Source organism: Actinomadura sp. NPDC023710 (assembly GCF_040639875.1).
Classification (GTDB): domain Bacteria; phylum Actinomycetota; class Actinomycetes; order Streptosporangiales; family Streptosporangiaceae; genus Spirillospora; species Spirillospora citrea.
The window spans coordinates 20,043-37,748 of sequence record NZ_JBFAGB010000050.1; the positions used below are offsets into that span (position 1 = coordinate 20,043).

Annotated in this window: 15 protein-coding genes, 1 tRNA gene and 1 riboswitch; of the genes, 4 read left to right on the forward strand and 12 right to left on the reverse strand. The window is 71.0% G+C overall.

The annotated features are described in order from the left end of the window. Position 1: 1 nt before the first annotated feature. The 5 genes from thrC to AB0H37_RS38945 are packed head-to-tail and all read right to left on the reverse strand — an operon-like array spanning position 2 to position 4,875. Entirely contained in the window at positions 2 to 1,069 is a 1,068-nt protein-coding gene (gene thrC / locus AB0H37_RS38925) for a threonine synthase (protein ID WP_179837281.1), read from the reverse strand. A gap of 58 nt (positions 1,070 to 1,127) precedes the next feature. Continuing rightward, on the reverse strand, positions 1,128 to 2,432 hold the full coding sequence (locus AB0H37_RS38930) for a homoserine dehydrogenase (RefSeq protein ID WP_179837282.1): 1,305 nt from the start codon (positions 2,430 to 2,432) through the stop codon (positions 1,128 to 1,130). After that, on the reverse strand, positions 2,429 to 3,820 hold the full coding sequence (gene lysA / locus AB0H37_RS38935; RefSeq protein ID WP_360617637.1) for a diaminopimelate decarboxylase: 1,392 nt from the start codon (positions 3,818 to 3,820) through the stop codon (positions 2,429 to 2,431). The genes AB0H37_RS38930 and lysA overlap by 4 nt, the downstream gene beginning before the upstream one ends. Beyond that, positions 3,817 to 4,470, reverse strand: coding sequence for a DALR anticodon-binding domain-containing protein (locus tag AB0H37_RS38940; protein WP_360617639.1), 654 nt, complete (start codon positions 4,468 to 4,470; stop codon positions 3,817 to 3,819). Before AB0H37_RS38940 ends, lysA begins: the two co-directional genes overlap by 4 nt. A 42-nt stretch (positions 4,471 to 4,512) precedes the next feature. Next, positions 4,513 to 4,875, reverse strand: a complete 363-nt coding sequence (locus tag AB0H37_RS38945; protein WP_360617673.1) for a response regulator — start codon at positions 4,873 to 4,875, stop codon at positions 4,513 to 4,515. Between the two features lie 115 nt (positions 4,876 to 4,990). On the opposite strand from AB0H37_RS38945, the gene AB0H37_RS38950 reads away from it, so the two are divergent. Beyond that, positions 4,991 to 5,062: transfer RNA gene (locus AB0H37_RS38950), tRNA-Arg, on the forward strand. Positions 5,063 to 5,509: 447 nt separating this feature from the next. After that, positions 5,510 to 6,067, forward strand: coding sequence for a hypothetical protein (locus AB0H37_RS38955; RefSeq protein ID WP_360617640.1), 558 nt, complete (start codon positions 5,510 to 5,512; stop codon positions 6,065 to 6,067). Positions 6,068 to 6,619: 552 nt separating this feature from the next. On the opposite strand, the gene AB0H37_RS38960 is transcribed toward AB0H37_RS38955, so the two are convergent. The 6 genes from AB0H37_RS38960 to AB0H37_RS38985 all read right to left on the reverse strand — a co-directional run bounded on the left by AB0H37_RS38960 (position 6,620) and on the right by AB0H37_RS38985 (position 13,761). After that, the gene (locus AB0H37_RS38960) at positions 6,620 to 7,162 is read right to left on the reverse strand and encodes a hypothetical protein (RefSeq protein WP_360617642.1); all 543 of its coding nucleotides are present in this window, start codon (positions 7,160 to 7,162) and stop codon (positions 6,620 to 6,622) included. 370 nt (positions 7,163 to 7,532) lie between these two features. Next, on the reverse strand, positions 7,533 to 8,702 hold the full coding sequence (locus AB0H37_RS38965; RefSeq protein WP_360617644.1) for a PP2C family protein-serine/threonine phosphatase: 1,170 nt from the start codon (positions 8,700 to 8,702) through the stop codon (positions 7,533 to 7,535). 164 nt (positions 8,703 to 8,866) lie between these two features. Further along, complete coding sequence (locus AB0H37_RS38970) at positions 8,867 to 9,280, reverse strand: VOC family protein (RefSeq protein ID WP_329086140.1); 414 nt, start codon at positions 9,278 to 9,280, stop codon at positions 8,867 to 8,869. A 170-nt stretch (positions 9,281 to 9,450) separates the two neighbouring features. Next, positions 9,451 to 11,745, reverse strand: coding sequence for a pyruvate dehydrogenase (locus AB0H37_RS38975; RefSeq protein WP_360617645.1), 2,295 nt, complete (start codon positions 11,743 to 11,745; stop codon positions 9,451 to 9,453). 146 nt (positions 11,746 to 11,891) lie between these two features. After that, positions 11,892 to 12,098 (reverse strand): aldehyde dehydrogenase family protein, encoded by a 207-nt coding sequence (locus AB0H37_RS38980; RefSeq protein WP_360617647.1) that lies wholly within the window; start codon positions 12,096 to 12,098, stop codon positions 11,892 to 11,894. Positions 12,099 to 12,156: 58 nt separating this feature from the next. After that, positions 12,157 to 13,761, reverse strand: coding sequence for a bis-aminopropyl spermidine synthase family protein (locus AB0H37_RS38985; RefSeq protein WP_360617649.1), 1,605 nt, complete (start codon positions 13,759 to 13,761; stop codon positions 12,157 to 12,159). Between the two features lie 124 nt (positions 13,762 to 13,885). On the opposite strand from AB0H37_RS38985, the gene AB0H37_RS38990 reads away from it, so the two are divergent. After that, a complete protein-coding gene (locus AB0H37_RS38990) occupies positions 13,886 to 14,923 on the forward strand; it encodes a cobalamin-independent methionine synthase II family protein (protein WP_360617650.1) in 1,038 nt (345 codons plus the stop codon). Between the two features lie 116 nt (positions 14,924 to 15,039). Here the strand turns inward: AB0H37_RS38990 and AB0H37_RS38995 are convergent, their stop codons facing one another. Continuing rightward, positions 15,040 to 16,515 carry an MFS transporter gene (locus AB0H37_RS38995; protein WP_329086129.1) on the reverse strand — a complete coding sequence of 492 codons (1,476 nt, stop codon included), beginning with the start codon at positions 16,513 to 16,515 and terminating at the stop codon, positions 15,040 to 15,042. Positions 16,516 to 16,837: 322 nt separating this feature from the next. Continuing rightward, a riboswitch (cyclic di-AMP (ydaO/yuaA leader) is annotated at positions 16,838 to 16,976 on the forward strand. A 10-nt stretch (positions 16,977 to 16,986) separates the two neighbouring features. On the opposite strand from AB0H37_RS38995, the gene AB0H37_RS39000 reads away from it, so the two are divergent. Beyond that, positions 16,987 to 17,688, forward strand: a complete 702-nt coding sequence (locus AB0H37_RS39000; protein ID WP_329086126.1) for a hypothetical protein — start codon at positions 16,987 to 16,989, stop codon at positions 17,686 to 17,688. The last annotated feature ends 18 nt before the right edge of the window (positions 17,689 to 17,706 follow it).

The window sequence follows — 17,706 nt, forward strand, 5'->3', positions numbered from 1 at the left end:
CTCAGGTGAGGCCGAGCTCGGACGCGGCGGAGTGCGCGTCGACCTTGATGGTCGTCGGCGCGGGCGCCCCGGAGATGGCCCAGTCGGGGTCCTTGAGGCCGTTGCCCGTCACGGTGCAGACGACCCTGGATCCGGCCGCGAGCCCGCCACGCTCGCTCACCTGCAGCAGGCCGGCGACGCTCGCCGCGGAGGCGGGCTCCACGAAGACGCCCTCCTCCCGGGCGAGGAGCCGGTAGGCGGCGAGGATCTGCCGGTCGGTGACCGAGTCGATCGCGCCGCCGGACTCGTCACGCGCGGCGACCGCGAGGTCCCACGAGGCGGGGTTGCCGATGCGGATCGCGGTGGCGATGGTCTGCGGCTTCAGGACGGGCTCGCCCTTCACGAACGGCGCCGCGCCGCTCGCCTGGAAGCCCAGCATGCGCGGGGTGCGCGAGGCGGCGCCGTCCTTGGCGTACTCCTTGTAGCCCATCCAGTACGCGGAGATGTTTCCGGCGTTGCCGACGGGCAGGCAGTGGACGTCGGGCGCGTCGCCGAGCGTGTCCACGATCTCGAACGCGGCCGTCTTCTGGCCCTGCAGCCGGTACTTGTTGACCGAGTTGACGAGCGCCACCGGGTAGTCGACCGACAGCTTGCGCGCCAGTTCGAGGCAGTCGTCGAAGTTGCCGTCCACCTGGAGGAGCCGGGCGCCGTGCACCAGCGCCTGCGCCAGCTTGCCCATCGCGATCTTGCCGTTGGGCACCAGGACCGCGCAGGTCATCCCGGCCCGCACCGCGTAGGCGGCGGCGGACGCGGAGGTGTTGCCGGTCGAGGCGCAGATGACGGCCTTGGCGCCGTCCTCGGCGGCCTTGCTGATCGCCATCGTCATGCCGCGGTCCTTGAACGACCCGGTCGGGTTGGCGCCCTCGACCTTGAGGAACACCTCGCAACGGGTCAACTGGGAGAGCCGCTGGGCGGGCACCAGGGGGGTACCGCCCTCCAGCAGGGTGACGACGGGCGTCGCGTCCGTCACCGGAAGCCGGTCGCGGTACTCCTCGATAATGCCGCGCCACGCGCGGGCGTTCGCGTTCACTCGGTCTCCTCGGCTGACCTGCGATGTTCGCCCGGAGTCTACCGGGACCGGCCCCGCCTCACTCGTCTCCCTCGACGCGCATGACGCTCGTCACGCCGCGGACGATCTCCAGCTCGCGCAGGCCCGCCACCGTCGCCGACAGCGCGGCGTCCGGCGCCCGGTGCGTCACGACGACGAGCTGCGCCTCCTCGCCCGAGCCCACCTGCCGGACGGCCTGGATCGACACCCCGTGCCTGGCGAACTCCTCGGCGACCGTGGCGAGCACGCCGGCCTCGTCCGTCACGTCCACCTCGATGTAGTAGCGGGTGACGGTCTCGCCCATCGGCAGCACCGGCAGCTTCGCGTACGTGACCTCCACCGGGCCGGGCGTACCGCCGACCACGTTGCGGGCGACCGCGACGAGGTCGCCGAGGATCGCCGACGCCGTCGGAGCGCCGCCGGCCCCCGCGCCGTAGAACATCAGCGAGCCCGCCGACTCCGCCTCGACGAACACCGCGTTGTAGGCCTCGCGGACGCTCGCCAGCGGGTGCGACCTGGGAATCATCGCCGGATACACGCGGACCGACACCCCGCGGCCGTTCCGGCCGTCCTGTGAGGGGATGCGCTCGCAGATGGCCAGAAGCTTGACGACGCAGTCCATGCCCTGGGCGCCCGCCACATCGGCGGCGCTCACCTCGGTGATGCCCTCGCGGTGGACGTCCGCGGCCGTCACCGGCGTGTGGAAGGCGAGCTGCGCCAGGATCGCCGCCTTGGCCGCCGCGTCGAAACCCTCCACGTCGGCCGTCGGATCGGCCTCGGCGTAGCCGAGCGCCTGCGCCTCCTCCAGCGCCTCGTTGAAACCGGCGCCGTGCGTGTCCATCTGGTCGAGGATGTAGTTCGTGGTCCCGTTCACGATGCCGAGCACCCGGTGCACGTGGTCGCCGACCAGGGACTCCCGCAGCGGCCGCAGCAGCGGGATCGCCCCCGCCACCGACGCCTCGTAGTACAGGTCGGCGCCGTACTCCCGCGCCGCCGCGAACAGCGTCGCCCCGTCCTCGGCCAGCAGCGCCTTGTTCGCGGTGATGACCGACTTGCCGGTCTTCATCGCCTCCAGCATCAGCGTCCTGGCCGGCTCGATGCCGCCGATCACCTCGATGACGAGGTCGACGTCGTCCCTGGTCACCAGCGTCTGCGCGTCCGTGGTCAGCAGCCCCGGGTCGATGCCCGCGCGCACCCGATCCGGCCTGCGCACGGCGATCCCGGCCAGCTCCAGGGGGACCCCGACGCGCGCGGCCAGATCGTCCGCCTGCTCGTTCAGCAGCCGGACGACCTCCGTCCCGACCACGCCGCAACCGAGCAGCGCCACGCGCAGTCCGGGTTTCACGCTTCGACCTCCGCATCGAGCCGCAGCAGGTCCTCCGCGCTCTCCCGCCGGACGATCACGCGCGACCTGCCCTCCCTCACCGCCACCACGGCGGGCTTCGGGACATGGTTGTAGTTGCTGGCCATCGACCGACAGTACGCACCGGTCGCCGCCACCGCCACCAGATCCCCCGCCGCAAGATCTTCGGGGAACCACAGGTCCCGCACCACGATGTCGCCGCTCTCGCAGTGCTTGCCGACAAGCCTACTGAGCATGGGGGCGGCGTCGGACGACCTGCTCGCCAGCGCCCCGGTGTACTCGGCGCCGTACAGGGCCGTGCGCAGGTTGTCGGACATGCCGCCGTCCACCGACACGTACGTGCGCAGGCCCTCGACGTCCTTGACCGTCCCGACCTCGTACAGCGTGACGCCGCCCGGGCCGATGATCGCCCGTCCCGGCTCCACGGTCAGCCGCGGCATCGACAGCCCGTACGCCCGGCACTCGCGCGCCACGATGCCGCGCAGCCCGTCCGCGATCGACTTCGGATCGTGCGGCTCCTCGCCCGGCACGTACGCGATGCCGTAGCCGCCGCCCAGGTCCAGCTCCGGAAGCTCGATCCCGTGCTCGTCCCGGATGGCCACCAGCAGCTCGGCCAGCCGGTGCGCGGCCACCTCGAACCCGTCCACCTCGAAGATCTGCGACCCGATGTGGCTGTGCAGCCCCACCAGTTCGAGCCGCTCCAGTTCCAGGACCCGCCTGACCGCCTCCAGGGCGGCCCCGGAATTCCTGGAGAACCCGAACTTCTGGTCGTCGTGCGCAGTGGCGATGAACTCGTGGGTGTGCGCCTCAACACCCGTGGTGACGCGCACCATCACCTTGGGCCGGACACCCATCTCCTGGGCGAGGTACCCCACCCGGGCAATCTCCTCGAACGAATCGAGAACGATCCGTCCGACCCCCACCTCCAGGGCCCTCTTCAGCTCCCAGGGCGCCTTGTTGCTCCCGTGCAACGTGATGCGCTCGGTAGGAAACCCTGCCGCGAGCGCCACGGCCAGCTCGCCCCCGCTGCACACGTCGAGGCCGAGCCCCTCCTCCTTCAGCCACCGCGCGACGGCCGTGCACAGGAACGCCTTGCCCGCATAGTGGACGTCCCCGTCGTGGAACGCCGCCACGTACTCCCTGGCGCGGCTCCGGACGTCCTCCTCGTCATAGACGTAGAGGGGCGTCCCGTACTCCTTCGCCAGGTCCCTGACGTCCACTCCCCCGACGGTGAGGACGCCCTCCTCCCGCTTGGAGTTCCGCGGCCACACAGAAGACTCGAGGGCGTTCAGGTCCTCCGCCGGCCCGACCGGATGATCCTCCGGCAGGACGTCGGCATGCCGCGGCCCAGCAGGGTGTACTCGACTCATATCCGCTCTCTAGGGGTCTCACCGATCATGTTCAGCCCGTTGCCGAGGACGACCTTGACGGCCTCCGCCAAGCCGACCCGTCCCGCATGCGCCGCCCGAGGCTCCTCATCGCCCACGGGCAGCGCGGGACAGCGCTCGTGCACCTCGTGGTACGCCCCGGCCACGCTCTCCAAGCACAACATCAGGGGCCTGGCGTCGCGTTCCCGCTCCGCCTGCGCGGCCCGTCCGGGAACGTCCCCCAACGCCCCCAAGAGCTCCTCCGCACCACCCTCGAACGGCCCGGCCCCGACCCCGAGTTCCCGCGCCCAGCGCCCCACCCAACAGGCCCGCGCGTAGGCATAACGCACCGAGAACCCCGGATTCTCGAACGTCCGGGGCCACTCGCTCCACCCGCCCGGCGGCACCCGCGCGACCCCGTAACCAGGATCACGCCGAATGACCTCCACCAGCTCGGGCCCCACCATGACCCTGACGAACCCGGGCCCGGAGACACTCCCCCCGACCCGCCGCGCGATCACCCACGGATCGACGCCGAGCCTCAGCGCCACCGGACTCTCGAAGACCCCGCCGCCCCGCCCGAACACCACGACCTGCTCGGGAACGGCGACATCGATCTCCCCCGCGTCCACGGCGTCCCGTACCGCGCGCACGAGAGCATCCCCTGGAGTCACCCTGGTGAGACTAGCCGACCACTATCTGGACCCCGCGGCCAGTTTCCGCACCGTCTGGATCAGCTGATTGGGGTCGAACGGCTTCGTCACATACGCGTCGACACCGATCTCGTACCCCCGCCGCACATCGTGCTCCTGCGCCCGTGCCGTGATCATCACGACCTTGATGTGCGCGGTCCTCGGGTCCTCCCGCAGCCGCACCGCGGTGACCCACCCGTCCAGCCGGGGCATCATCACGTCCAACGTGATCACGTCCGGCCCGGCCTCCACCACCTTGTCCAGGCAGTCCTGACCGTCCACCGCGGTCGACACCTCGAACCCCTCCAGTTGCAGGTTCACGGCGATGAGCTGGCGGATCACCTCGTCATCATCGACGACCAGCACGCGTCCCAGTGGCTCGGTCACGGCCTCGAAGTTAGCCCACTCCACCCCCCGAACGCACGGCAAACCTCCCCGTGCGCGTCACCCCGCCAACCCTGGTAACCTCATACCGCGTCGCGCCCCCTTAGCTCAGGGGATAGAGCAACGGCCTCCGGAGCCGTGTGCGCAGGTTCGAATCCTGCAGGGGGCACCTCAGACGACCAGCGAGAACCCCGGTTGACCAGGCACTTAGCCTGTCGCCGGGGTTTGTTGCATATGCAGCCAAGTGCCAGCGAAAGCCGCTGATTGTCGCGGTTCCCGGAACATACGCGGAACGCGGTCAAGGCCATCTGCCCAGGTCACCCCCAAGGAAAGAGCCCCGGTGCGGAACCGGGGCTCAGGCTAGCGGCGTAGCGCCGCATCCATCCGTTCGAACCAGAGACCGTCCTCGCCATCGAGGCAGTGCGCGTAGATCCGCTGCAGGACCTCCACGCTGTGACCGGCCCACTCGGCGACCTGGGTAGCCGGCACCCCCGAGTTGAGCCGTCACGTGGAGCTCGTCCACGCGCGAATGCACCCGCCGGACAGGTCATCGCGTCAGTGACGGCTGGTGGACGGCCAGGCCGACGAAGCCCCGTGCGTTGAGATGATGTCGACCGTGGACCGCTTCGAGACCGCCAGTCTCGCTCTCATACCTGGTCAGCGAGTGCGAGCCAAAGTCATCAGCCATCACCCCTGGGGCGTGATAGTGAAAGTGATCGGGCACGAAGATCTCGGTGCGTCGATCGACATGATTGAGCAGTTCAGCCGAACGGTGAGCAGTCACGAGGAGTTGCTGAGCCTCTATCCTCCGGTCGGCACAGAGATCAACGCAGTCGTTCAGCAAGTCCGCCGGTGGCACCCGCCCGCTTATATCCGGCTCAGCATACGGGCCGCGGATGTGGAGAGCTTCGCCTGGCCGTGCGACTTCTGCGGCGAGCAGGCCACGTTGAGTCGGGGAGGCGACGGCGTTGCCCTGGAAGTTCGGAGCAACGACGGCCCAGGAAGCCACACGGTCATCTCCCATCGAGACTGCCTGGCCGAGCGAATCCGATCGGAGAACACAGGCGAGCGCGCCCGCGCACTCAAGGTCGGAAGGATGGCATGCCCCACCGAGACGGACGGCCAGCGGGCTGATCAAGATCCGGAACGTACCCGGAACGACGACGGTAGGTGAGTCTGGGAGTAGGAGGATTGGAGCAGGTCAGGAGCCGCAAAGCGGGTAGGAGGTCAGCGCCCTCCGGAGCCGTGTGCGCGTGTTCGGATCCTGCAGGGGGCACCTCAGACGACCAGCGGGTTCCTGCGCTTGAGTTGCGGAAACCGGCTCTTTTCGTTCCTGGGCCATGTGACTTCAGATGCCACCGCCGAACGCCGTATGCCGTGGCGCGTGTTCCATTTGTGTTCCAGCACCTAACTGCCTAGGGCGTCGTCTGTGCGTGCCTTCCACATGTGGCCGTGACCGGTGATGACCTTGGCGTAGATCTTCAGGAGCACCGTCGGCGAGTTCCAGCCGTCCCATCCCTTCCATCTACTTCCTCGCAGACTTTGTGTCGCGATTCCAATGAGGCCTTCGCCGCGCATGCCCCATGCCTGTCGCGGAAGAGGGGCTCGCACGACGAGGAAGGGCGGGGCGGATCGTTGTGATCCGTCCCGCCCTCGGCTGGCGTCCCGGCGCCGTCAGTGACGCCGGGAGGAGTTCATCGGCGAGGATCGACCCGCGAGGTGCCGGTCAGCGCCAGTGACCGTACCCGTGGCCTCCGACGAACAGGTAGCCGGATACCGAGGTGTCGCTCAGCGGGCCGTTCCCGCCGATGCCGGTCTTCGCGAGATCCCCGTCGACCTTTTTCATCAGCCGGTCGAACCTGGCCCACGCGGTGTCCTTCGTACCGGAGATGTGGACCAGGGCCGCGAGTTCCGAAGCGACCGGCCGGTAGATGGTCTTGCTCAGCACTGCCGGCCCGCCCTTGTCGATCGCGTCGACCAGCATGTACTTGTCGATCGCCAGGGACTGGGGATCGGCTTCGGTACTGCCGGGGCAGCCGGGCGCCTGGAGAAGATGGACGTCGACCCAGATGACGGCGTAGACGTCTTCCGACGTCCGTCGGGATTCCAGGGCCCGCGTCAGGGCCTCGGTGCCGGGCAGGTCCGCCAGCTTCTTCTCTTCCTTCGCGCAGACCTCGGCGTAAGTCAGCGGCCCGTTGTCGGCGATCCCGCGACTGTAGAGGCTTGCGAGCAATGCCATCAGCGCAAAGATGAGCAGCCCGACGGTCACGCGTCGTTTGGTAACCACGCTGGGTCCTCCGAATTTTCTTTGTTGACCGCTCTTTCTGGCGGTCGCTCTCATTGGACCGTCGCTGGTCGGCGGCGATCGGCAATGCCCTGTCTGTCAGACTGCCGCGAGATATGGGACATGTAGGTACTTTTAATAACAAGTAGGACTGGATAGGACGAACGTCGCGGTGGCGATGACCCTCGCCGCCCGGACGACAGCCCCGCCACCTACGACGCGCTGCCCGAAGGACGGCGTCGTGCCGCGCACCGCAATGCCGAAGCAGAGCGCGGGCGAGGACGCTCCAGGACGAGGCAGCTCGGCTGGAAATCCGGAATGAGAACTGTCCGGCGATGTGTTGCGGCGGCTCTTTCTACGCCCGGGCCTGGTGGGATGTTCGGCGCGATCCGGGCGGTGGTTGGAGAGGGGGCTTGGTGGGGCTTCTGTGGATTACGAGGAGTGCCCTGTCGTCCGCCAGCCTGCCTTTTGCGTAGTCCTTCAGCTCATCATGGACGGTCGGTGCGATCTCCTCGGGAGGCAGGTGCTTCCAGGCGGCCAGGCGCTCTGTCAGTGGGAAGAAGGCGCCGGACGGGTTCCGGGTTTCGGTGACGCCGTCGGTGCACAGGAGGAGTGTGGAATCGCCTGGGAAGTTGAAGGCCGCGACGGTCCGTGGCTCGGGGCTGAGGGAGGCCAGGCCGAGTGGTAGGGATGCCTCTCCCAGGGGGACCTGGCCGGCTTCTTGCTCGGTCAGCAGGTAGGGCGGAATGTGGCCGCAGTTGATGGCCTGGGCCTTTGTTCCCGAGCCGATGTCGAGGATGAGCGCCGTGACGAAGCGTTGTTCCTCGCCTGCTTGGGCGGCGAAGGAGTTGTGCCGCCGCACCGAGTTCTCCAGGGCCTCGACGACGGCGCTGAGAGTGAGCTCGGCCAGGGCCGCTTCACGGAACGAGTTGAGTACCGCGAAGGCGGCGCTGATGGCGGGCAGGCCCTTGCCCTGGACGTCGGCGATGAGGACGCGGCTGCCGAACGGTGTCGGCAGGGCCTCGTAGACGTCGCCACCGACCATGCTGTCCTCCTCGACCGGCTCGTACAGGCCGTGGACGACCAGTTCGTCGGTTTCGAGGGGGAACGGGCGCAGGATCTGGCGCTGCAGGGCGGCGGCCGCGGAACGGAGCCGGCTGATCTCCCTTTCCTGGCGGACGCGCCGGACCGCCTGGATGACGCTCAGGCCGTCGAGCACGAGGGCGAAAGCGATCACGCTCGTGTTGGCCGCAAGGGTGGGGAGGGGGCTGCGGATCAGCGAGCCGGCGATGACCAGGACCGTCCACACGGAGGCGACCGCGGTCTGCCGGACGGTCCCGCGGCCGGCGATCAAGGTGGGCAGGAAGACCAGGAACGGGGCCAGGCCGGTCTCCCTGTCGAGCGCGATGCCGGTGACCGCGAGGGCGGCCGTGATCCCCACCAGCCATCCCGCCAGGACTCGCCAGGTGAGGCCGCCCCGTCTCGTGACGGTGTTCCGACCGTCCGGATCCTCCGAGATGTGCATCCCCTGCCCCACCGAAAGCCGCCCCTGACGTGATCATTAGAACACGCAGTGTGAGCTTCTCCGGATGGGATGGGGGCCCGTGGCCAAGGGACGGGAGCGGGGCCTCGTTCGATGTGCGACGGTCCGGCGTCGCGCCGCGGTGGCGACGCCGGACCGGCGCGTGGTCACTCCGCGTAGGGCTGGTCGGCTCCCTGGGCGCTGTAGCCGAGGCTCCAGATGTAGCCGTCCGGGTCGGCGAAGGTGCCGCCGTACCCGCCCCACGGCAGGGCGCCGGCGGGCTTGAGGATCGTGGCGCCGGCCTTCTCGGCCTCCGCCATGACCTCGTCGACCCGCGCCTCGCTGCGGACGACGTAGGTGAGCACCAGCCCGCTGAAGCCGCTGCCGTCCGGGCTCGTGCCCACCTGGTCGGCGAGACCTTCGCGGCCGTAGAAGCCGACGGGCGAGGCTCCGTCCGATTCGAAGAACACCGAGATGCCGTAGTCATTCTGGATCTTCCAGCCGAGCCCCTCGGTGTAGAACTGCTTGGCCCGGTCCAGGTCCCGGACGCCCAGCAGGATCGAGCTCACGTGCGCCTTCATGTCTTGTCCCCTTGTGTGCGTGGTGGGTGCCGCCCGAACCGGCGACCGGTTCGGGCGGGCACATCGGCGTGGGTGAGCCGGTCGGCCCCCTGCTTCCGCCTTGTGAGGATCACGCTACGTAAGGACCAGGGGTGGGCACTTCTCGATTCCTGATCGATCCCCTGCGCGGTTCACGGGGAGTGGAGGTCCAGGGCCGCGCGGATTATCGAGTCCGTGTCCATGCCGTGGTGGCGGTGCACGTCTTCTATGGAGCCGGACTGGCCGAAGGTGGTGACGCCCAGGGTCGTGCAGGGGACGTTGTTCACGCCGGCCAGGAAGGCCAGGGTGTGGGGGTGGCCGTCCAGGACGGTGACCAGCGGGGTGGCGCGTGAGGCGGGGAACGCCTGGTCCAGGATCCAGTTCGGGGCGTCGTCCTGGCCCTGGCGGGAGCGGAGGGCCTGGAAGAGCAGGCCGGGGCTGGTCACGCAGACCACGTCCGCGCCGACGCCCGCCTGCTCCAGGCGGTCGGCGGCGGCCAGGGCCTCGGGGACGAGGGCGCCCATCGCCGCGATGGTCACGGCGGGACGGGCGGAGCGGCGCAGCGGGTAGGCACCGGCGATCACCTGGCGGCGGCGGCGTTCGCGGGACGCCGGGTCGGCCGGGACCGCGGCGAGGGTCTGGTCGACCGGGCGGGTCGACAGGCGCAGGTAGGCGGAGCCGCCGTCGGGGCGGCCCAGGCGGGCCATGCTCGCGAGCAGCGTCCATTCGGTGTCGAGGACGAACGCGGGCTCGTAGGCGACGCAGCCCGGCTGCTCCACGCCGATCGACGGGGTGACGATGGACTGGTGGGCGCCGCCCTCGGGGGCCAGCGTCACCCCGGACGGGGTGCCGATCAGGATCGACTGCCCGCCCGCGTAGATGCCGAAAGACCAGGGTTCGAGCGCGCGGCCGACGAACGGGTCGTACAGGACGCCGATGGGGAGCAGGGGACGGTTCCAGCGGCTCCAGGTGGCGCCGAGTTCGCCGAGGAGGCCGACCAGGTTGGTCTCGGCGATGCCGAGCTCGATGTGCTGGCCCGCGGGGCCTTCCCGCCAGTGCAGGATCGTCTCGCCGTCGTCGGCGAACCAGTCGCGGCGTTCGGAGGTCGACCAGACGCCGACCTTGTTCACCCAGCCGCCGAGGTTGGTGCTGGAGCTGACGTCCGGGCTCACGGTGACGACGCGGGCGGCGGCGTCGGGGGCCTCGCGGGTGAGGTCGAGGAGCAGGCGGCCGAGGGCGGCCTGCGTGGTGGCGGTGCCCTTGGGGGTGCGGCCGATGTCGTCCGGCACCGGGGGCGGTGCCTGCGGCGCGGCGGGGGGCCGGGGCAGCCGCGTCGCGGTGTCGGCGCACAGGCGGGCGGCCGCCGATCCGTCCTCGAAACGGGCCCAGGGGGCGTCCGGGTCGGCGCCCAGGCGGGGCGCGAGCTCGGCGATCTGGTCGGCGGTGAGGAGCGAGGAGTGGTTCTGCGGGTGGCCCTCGCTGGGCAGGCCGCGGCCCTTGACCGTGTACGCGAAGATCACGGTCGGCCGGGTGTCGTCGATGGCGTCGAACGCCTCCGCCAGGGTGCCGAGGTCGTGGCCGCCCAGGTTGCGGAGGGCCGCGAGGAGCGTGGCGTCGTCGAGTTCCGCGATCAGGCGGGCGACGGGCTCGCTGCCGCCGGGGAGGCGGTCGCGGAGTTCGCCGGCGTCGCAGCGCAGCAGGCGCTGGTACTCCGGGTTGGGCATCGCGTCGATGCGGGCGCGCAGGTCCTCGCCGCCGGGGCGGTCGAACAGCTCGGTGAGCAGCCGGCCGTACTTCAGCGTCAGCACCTGCCAGCCGGCGGCGGCGAACATGCCCTTCAGCCGGTGCGCGGCCAGGTACGGGACGACGCGGTCGAGGGACTGCCGGTTGAGGTCGACGATCCACACGATCTCGCCCAGCTCGGCCACGCCCGGGTCGAGGATCGCCTCCCAGACGGCACCCTCGTCCAGTTCCGCGTCGCCGACCAGGGAGTACTGCCGGCCCGCGGGCGCCCCTTCCACGTAACGGCGGGCGACCGCGCCCCAGATCGGCGCGGTGGCCCCGATGCCCACCGATCCGGTGGAGTAGTCGACGGGGTCGGGGTCCTTGGTCCGGCTCGGGTAGCTCTGCAGCCCGCCGAACTCGCGCAGGGTCGTCAGGTACCGCTCGTCCAGCTCACCGAGCAGGTAGTTGATCGCGTGCAGGACGGGGGAGGCGTGCGGCTTGACCGAGACGCGGTCCTGCGGCCCCAGGTGGCGGAACCACAGCGCCGTCATGATGGACGCGATCGACGCCGAGGACGCCTGGTGGCCGCCCACCTTCAGCCCGGACGGGTTGGGCCGGACGCGGTTGGCGTGGTGCACGATGGCCGTGGACAGCCACAGCACCCGCCGCTCGACCTCCTCCAGCACCCCGGAGTGCGTGGCCGTCGCCACCGGATCGTTCATCGTCGGCTCCTTTGCCTCAGCGCCAGGACGGGGTCAGGCCGACGGAGATCGACGGGATCCCCGTGACGGTCTCCGCGCATGAAGCGGCCGCCCAGCCGGCCGTGACCGCTGACGGTGCCCGGCGCTCCGCCGAACGGCGGATGCGGCTACCGGTGGTCGACGGTGACCTGCCCCGCGCGGAGCCGGCCGGCCACCGCCAGAGTACGGTCCAGATCGCGTCCGAAGACCGCCGAGGTCAGCCCGTACGGGGCGCGGTTCGCGGCGGGGAGGGTCGCCTCGGCGTCGTCGGCGACCCGCAGCACCGGCCAAGCCCTCGTCGGACGCCCCGACGTGCGGGTCCTGGCCCTGAGCATCCGCCAGATGCTCGGGGGCGCTCATACCGCCGCGACCCGAACCCTGCTGAAGGGGCTGTTACCGGGTGTCCTCACTACCCGATGCCGTCGTGGCGAGGTTCAGGGAGGTGCGCACGGCGGCGGGCAGGTCGCTCAGCCGGTGGAGCGGGAGTTCCAGCAAAGTGACGTCTCGCGCCCAGGGAGCGGCGTCGGCCACGACCGTGCGGGCCTGGCGCTTGGTCAGGCCGGTGTGCGCGTCGATCAGGGCGTCGCGCCAGACGTTGGCGACCTTCCCGTGCGCCCGGTCCATGATGGCGCGCACGATCCGCTGCGCCTGGTCGGCCGTGTCGGACGAAGTGCGCGCCGCCTCCACGGTCGAGCCGCGCCGGGTCAGCTCGTACAGGCCCGCCAGTGACGCGGCCTCGTCCACGAGGTCGCCGGGAGGCTCGGCCAGGAACACCCGCACGTGCTCGGCGCGCGTGGCCAGCAGCACGCGGACCAGGGCGCCCTCCAGCCCCGGGGGCAGCGCGACGGCCGCGTGACGCACCCGCGCGGCGTACGGTTTGGCCAGCCAGGTCGTCAGCCGCACGCGCGGCACCTGTGGGAGCACCTGCTTGGGCCAGTCCCCGACCAGGACGTCCGGGCGCAGATCGGCGACGTCGTCGGGCGACGCCTGCACCGCGGTCCGGGCTTCGACCGCCTGGGGCCCCTGGGTGTAGATGGCGGTGGCGAACCGGTCGGCGCGGGCGGCGGCGGCCGGCAGGCTCTTTCCGGTCGGCCGCAGGAGGTACAGGTCGGCGCGCGAACCGATCGCCTCCGCGCCGAAATAGGCGTTGAAGTCCGGGTAGACGGCCTCGCTCACGAGGTTCAGTTCCTGCAGCGCCTGCTGGACCTTCAGCGCGAGCATCGGCGTGCGGTCGCTCGCCCCGTAGGCCAGCAGGACCCGGCCCTGCCCCTGGTCACGTAGCCCCTGCACCGCCCGGGCCACGAAAAGTCCGACGCCCTCCGGCGTGTACGGGGGGTCGGTCACCGCCAGATCCGCGTACTCGACGGCGGACGGGGGCAGCCCCAACCTCAGATCCGCCCAGCGGGTGCGCACGTCCGCCCCCAGTTCGGCGGCGCACGCGTCGATGTAGGCCAGGATCCGCTCGTCGACGTCCACGACGGTGGTCTGCACGCCCGGATGGACCAGCCCGACGGCCAGCGAGGTCAGATCGTGGTCTCCCACGCACAGCAGGCGCGTGCCCGGCAGCCAGAACCGCGCCCCCAGGAGCAGCGCCCGCCGGACCACCGTCTCCGGCGTGGCCGACACGTGGTCCAGGACGTGCCGCGCCCGCGGCGCCCGCTCGATCAGCCCGGCCACACGCTCCACCACGGCGGCGTACTCGGGCAGCAGGTGCCCCACCGGGTCGGCCGGGTCGAGCGGACGGTACCCGGTGCGCAGCGACTCGGCGATCTCGCCGCCCTGCTCCGGGGTGAGGCGGAACCGGTCGCCGCCGGCGTGCTCCAGCGAGAGCCCGGCCAGCAGCGACTCCACCGAACGCCGCGGCGCTCCCGTCTCCCTGACCAGCTCGCCGAGCGTCCGCCAGCGCCGGTCCGCCAGCAGGCTCAGCGCGGTGTGGATCCGCCGGGGATCCATGTCCGCCGAAACCGGCGGCCCGATCGGCACTCCCCCATCAGCCACCCGCGAATGCTACCGGCGCACGGGCTCCCACGGTCCCCGCCGTGACGCCACCGCGGAATCCCACGGCCACCTCTGGTCACGTTCAGCGCTTCTGTCGATACTTTGAGTAGCGTAACCTCGGTGTATGCCCCTCCCCACTGAGCCCATCGGCAGCATCCCGCGTCCCCAGGAACTGCTCGCCGCCTCGCCGACCGAGCTGTCCGCCGCCCAGGAGCGCGCCGTGCGCGACACCCTCCGCCGGCTGGAGGAGCTCGGCTCTCCGGTGGTGACCGACGGCGAGCAGTCCAAGCCGAGCTTCGCCACCTACCCGATCGCGGGTCTGGCGGACCTGGCCCCCGACGGCGCGGTCATCCCGTTCGCCGACGGACACCAGCGGCAGCTGCCGCGGCTGACGGCGGGCCCGTTCCGCTACACCGGCCACGCCGTGGACTACCTGCGGGCCGCCCAGCGCCACGCGACCGCGCCGGTCAAGCAGGCCGTGATCGCGCCCTCGGCGCTGAGCCTGCTGTACCCGGCCGACGGCATCGACGGCTACCCGCGCGAGATGTTCCTGGACGACCTGGTCAACGAGGCCGAGTCCGACATCCGCTCCTGCCTGGACGCGGGCGCCCACGTGGTGCAGCTCGACTTCACCGAGGGGCGCCTGTCGCTCAAGCTCGACCCCAGCGGCGGCGTTCTGGACGCCTTCATCGCGCTCAACAACCGGGTCCTGGAGCGCTTCTCCGCCGACGAGCGCGCCCGGATCGGCGTGCACGTCTGCCCGGGCGGCGACCTCGACTCCACGCACAGCCTCGACGTCGACTACGCGGGGCTGCTGCCCAAGCTCTTCCAGCTCAAGGCCGGCGCCTTCTACCTCCAGCTGGCCAGCGAGCCCGACCCCGACCGGATCCTGGCCATCGTGGCCGACCACCTGCCCGCGGACGCCCGCGTCTTCGTCGGCGTCGTCGACCCCATCGACCCCCGCGTCGAGACGCCCGAGCAGATCCGCGACCGCGTCCTCGCCGCCGCCCGCCACCTGCCCGTCGACCGCCTCGGCACCTGCGACGACTGCGGCTTCTCCCCGTTCGCCGACGACACCTCCACGTCCCGCGACACGGCCTTCGCGAAGATCGCCGCCCGCGTGGAGGGTACCGCTCTGGCCGCCGCCCAGCTGGGCCTCTGACCCGCCACCCGTTTCCAAGACCGCTCCCGTGCCTTCGAAGACCGGCGGCACGCCTGCGGCGGGCCGGCTTCCCCTGGGCGTCCTCTCGAAGGTGCGCTCAGGGGAAGGGACGGTGCTCATCGGGAACTGTGCTCGGTGGTCGTGTCCGACGGCGCCGGGGTGCGGATGAGGAGCATCACCAGGACGGCCACGGTCGTCAGGGCCAGCGCCGAGACGGTCGCCGCGGTGGTGTAGCCGTGCACGAGGGCGCTCACGCGTGAGCCGTCGGGGCCGTGCTCGCGCAGGTAGCCCGCCGTCGCGCCGATCGCGACGGTGTTGACGACGGCAGTCCCGATCGACCCGCCCATCTGGGACGCGGCGTTGACGACGGCGGCGGCGACCCCGGCCTCGCGCGGGGAGACGCCCGCGGTCGCCAGTGAGAACGCCGGCGGGAAGGCGGCGCCCATGCCGATCCCGAGCAGGACCTCGACCGGGACGACGGCGGTGGCGTAGCCGCTGCCCGCGTCGAGCCGGGTGAGGACGGCCAGCCCGGCCGCGGCGATGAGCAGGCCGCCGGCGATCAGCAGCCGGGCGGGCACGCGCCCGGTGAGCCGGGCGCCGACCAGGTAGCCGCTCGCGGAGTTCGCGACGGCCATCGGCAGGAACGCCAGCCCGGTGCGCATCGGGGAGAAGTGCGCGACCACCTGGAGGTAGTAGGTGAGCGTGAGGAAGACCCCGAAGGCGCCGACGACCGCGGTGGCCACCGCGACGTAGGCGCCGGCCCGGTTGCGGTCGGCGAGGATCCGCAGCGGCAGCAGCGGCGCGCCGTGCGTGGCCTGGCGCACGACGAACAGGGCGAGGGCCAGGGCGCCGATTCCCATCGGCGCGGTGGTCTGCCACGCGTCCCAGCCGTGCGGGGCGGCCTCGCCCGCACCGTACACGACGGCCGCCAGGCCGCCGGTGACGAGGACGGCGGAGATCCAGTCGAGGCGCGACCCGGGGAAGCTCGGCGGCGCCGGAAGGACGATGCGTCCCGCCACCGACGCGGCCGCGGCGATCGCGACGTTGACGTACAGGCACCAGCGCCAGTCGGCGTACTGGGTCAGCCCGCCGCCGAGCAGCAGCCCGACCGCCGCGCCGCTGCTCGCCACGGCGCCGTACACGCCGAACGCCTTCGCGCGCTCCTTGGGTTCGGTGAACGTCACCGCCAGCAGGGACAGGGCGGTGGGCGCGAGCAGCGCGGCGAACGCCCCCTGCAAGGCGCGCCCGACCACGAGGACCTCGAAGCCGGGCGCGGCCCCGGCGATCATCGAGGCGATCGCGAACCCCGCCAGCCCGGCCAGGAAGCTGCGGCGCCGCCCGACCAGGTCGGCGATCCGGCCGCCGAGCAGGAGCAGCCCGGCGAAGGGCAGGGTGTAGGCGGTGATCACCCACTGCCGGTCGGCGTCGCCGAAGCCGAGCGCGTGCTGGGCCGTCGGCAGCGCGATGTTCACGATCGTGGCGTCGAGGGCGATCATCAGCTGCGCGACGGCGATCACGACCAGCGCCGCCCAGCGCCGGTTCGGGGCGCCCGCGGACGGGCCGGACGCGGTCCGCGCCTTGATGGCGGTCATGGAACCCACCTCCCATTAAACGAAGGATTCCCCTCCAGATAGTAACTGGAGGTTTCTCCTCCGTCTATGGGTGCGGCGAAAACCGGCCGATCCCTCGGATCCCCCCTGGGCGGCGGGCTTCGCGCGGGTCGGCAGGGCACTGAGCTGCGGAAATGATCTGCGAGGACCTTGCCGTCTCTTGGTGATTTCAGTACCTTTGCCACTTCGAGACGCCTTCCAGGCGTTTTGTCCCACTCAGGTGGGCCGGGGTGCCATCCCCGCGCAACAAGGCCCGCGACCCCCTTCGTCGACCGGGCCGCACATCGTCAGCGCCGCTCTCTCTCAGCGGCACCCGCCGAGTCCGCCATGGCGCGGAGCCGGGGACCCAACCCGCACTGGGGTGAATCGGCCTGCTCAGGCCGTAGGGCGACTTCCACGTCCGAACCCGTCAGCTAACCCGGTAGGCGGCACATGGAAGCAAGGAGCCCCCCTTTGAAAGGCAAGCACAACAAGCCCTCGCGTTTTCCCCGGCCCAACCCTTGGGCCACGGCCACGCTGACGGGTCTCGCCGTCCTCGGCGTGACGGCGGCCGTGCCGACGACCTTGCAGCACGCGTCCACCGAGACGGTCGCCGCCGTCCAGACCGTGCCGAAGCAGCGGACCGCGCCGCAGGAGCAGGTCAGAGCACAGGCCCAGGTCCACAAGGAGTTCAAGGCGCCGGCGAAGGCCGAGCCGTCGACGAAGGCCGAGCCCCAGAAGCAGGCCGCCGAGCCGGAGCCGGACGATCGGTCCAAGGTCATCACGCGGGCCGAGACCTGGCATCCGCACTCCGACCAGCGGATCCCCTACAGCCAGACCAGCACGCACAACGGCTACCGCACCGACTGCTCGGGCTACGTGTCCATGGCTCTGGGGCTGTCCAAGCCCGGGACGAACACCGTCGGCCTCACCTCGTCGCGGTACACCGAGCGCATCGAGATGTCCGAGCTGAAGAAGGGCGACCTCGTCATGGACGCCCTGGGCAGCAACACCACCCGGCACGTCGTCATCTTCGAGAAGTGGGCCGACAAGGACCACTCGTCGTACTGGGCCTACGAGCAGCGCGGCCGGTACGGAACCGACCACCGGACGCTCGACTACGGGCTGTCCTCGGACGACGAGTACAAGGCGTACCGGCCGACGTCCCTCAAGTAGACCGCCCGGAAAGCCCCG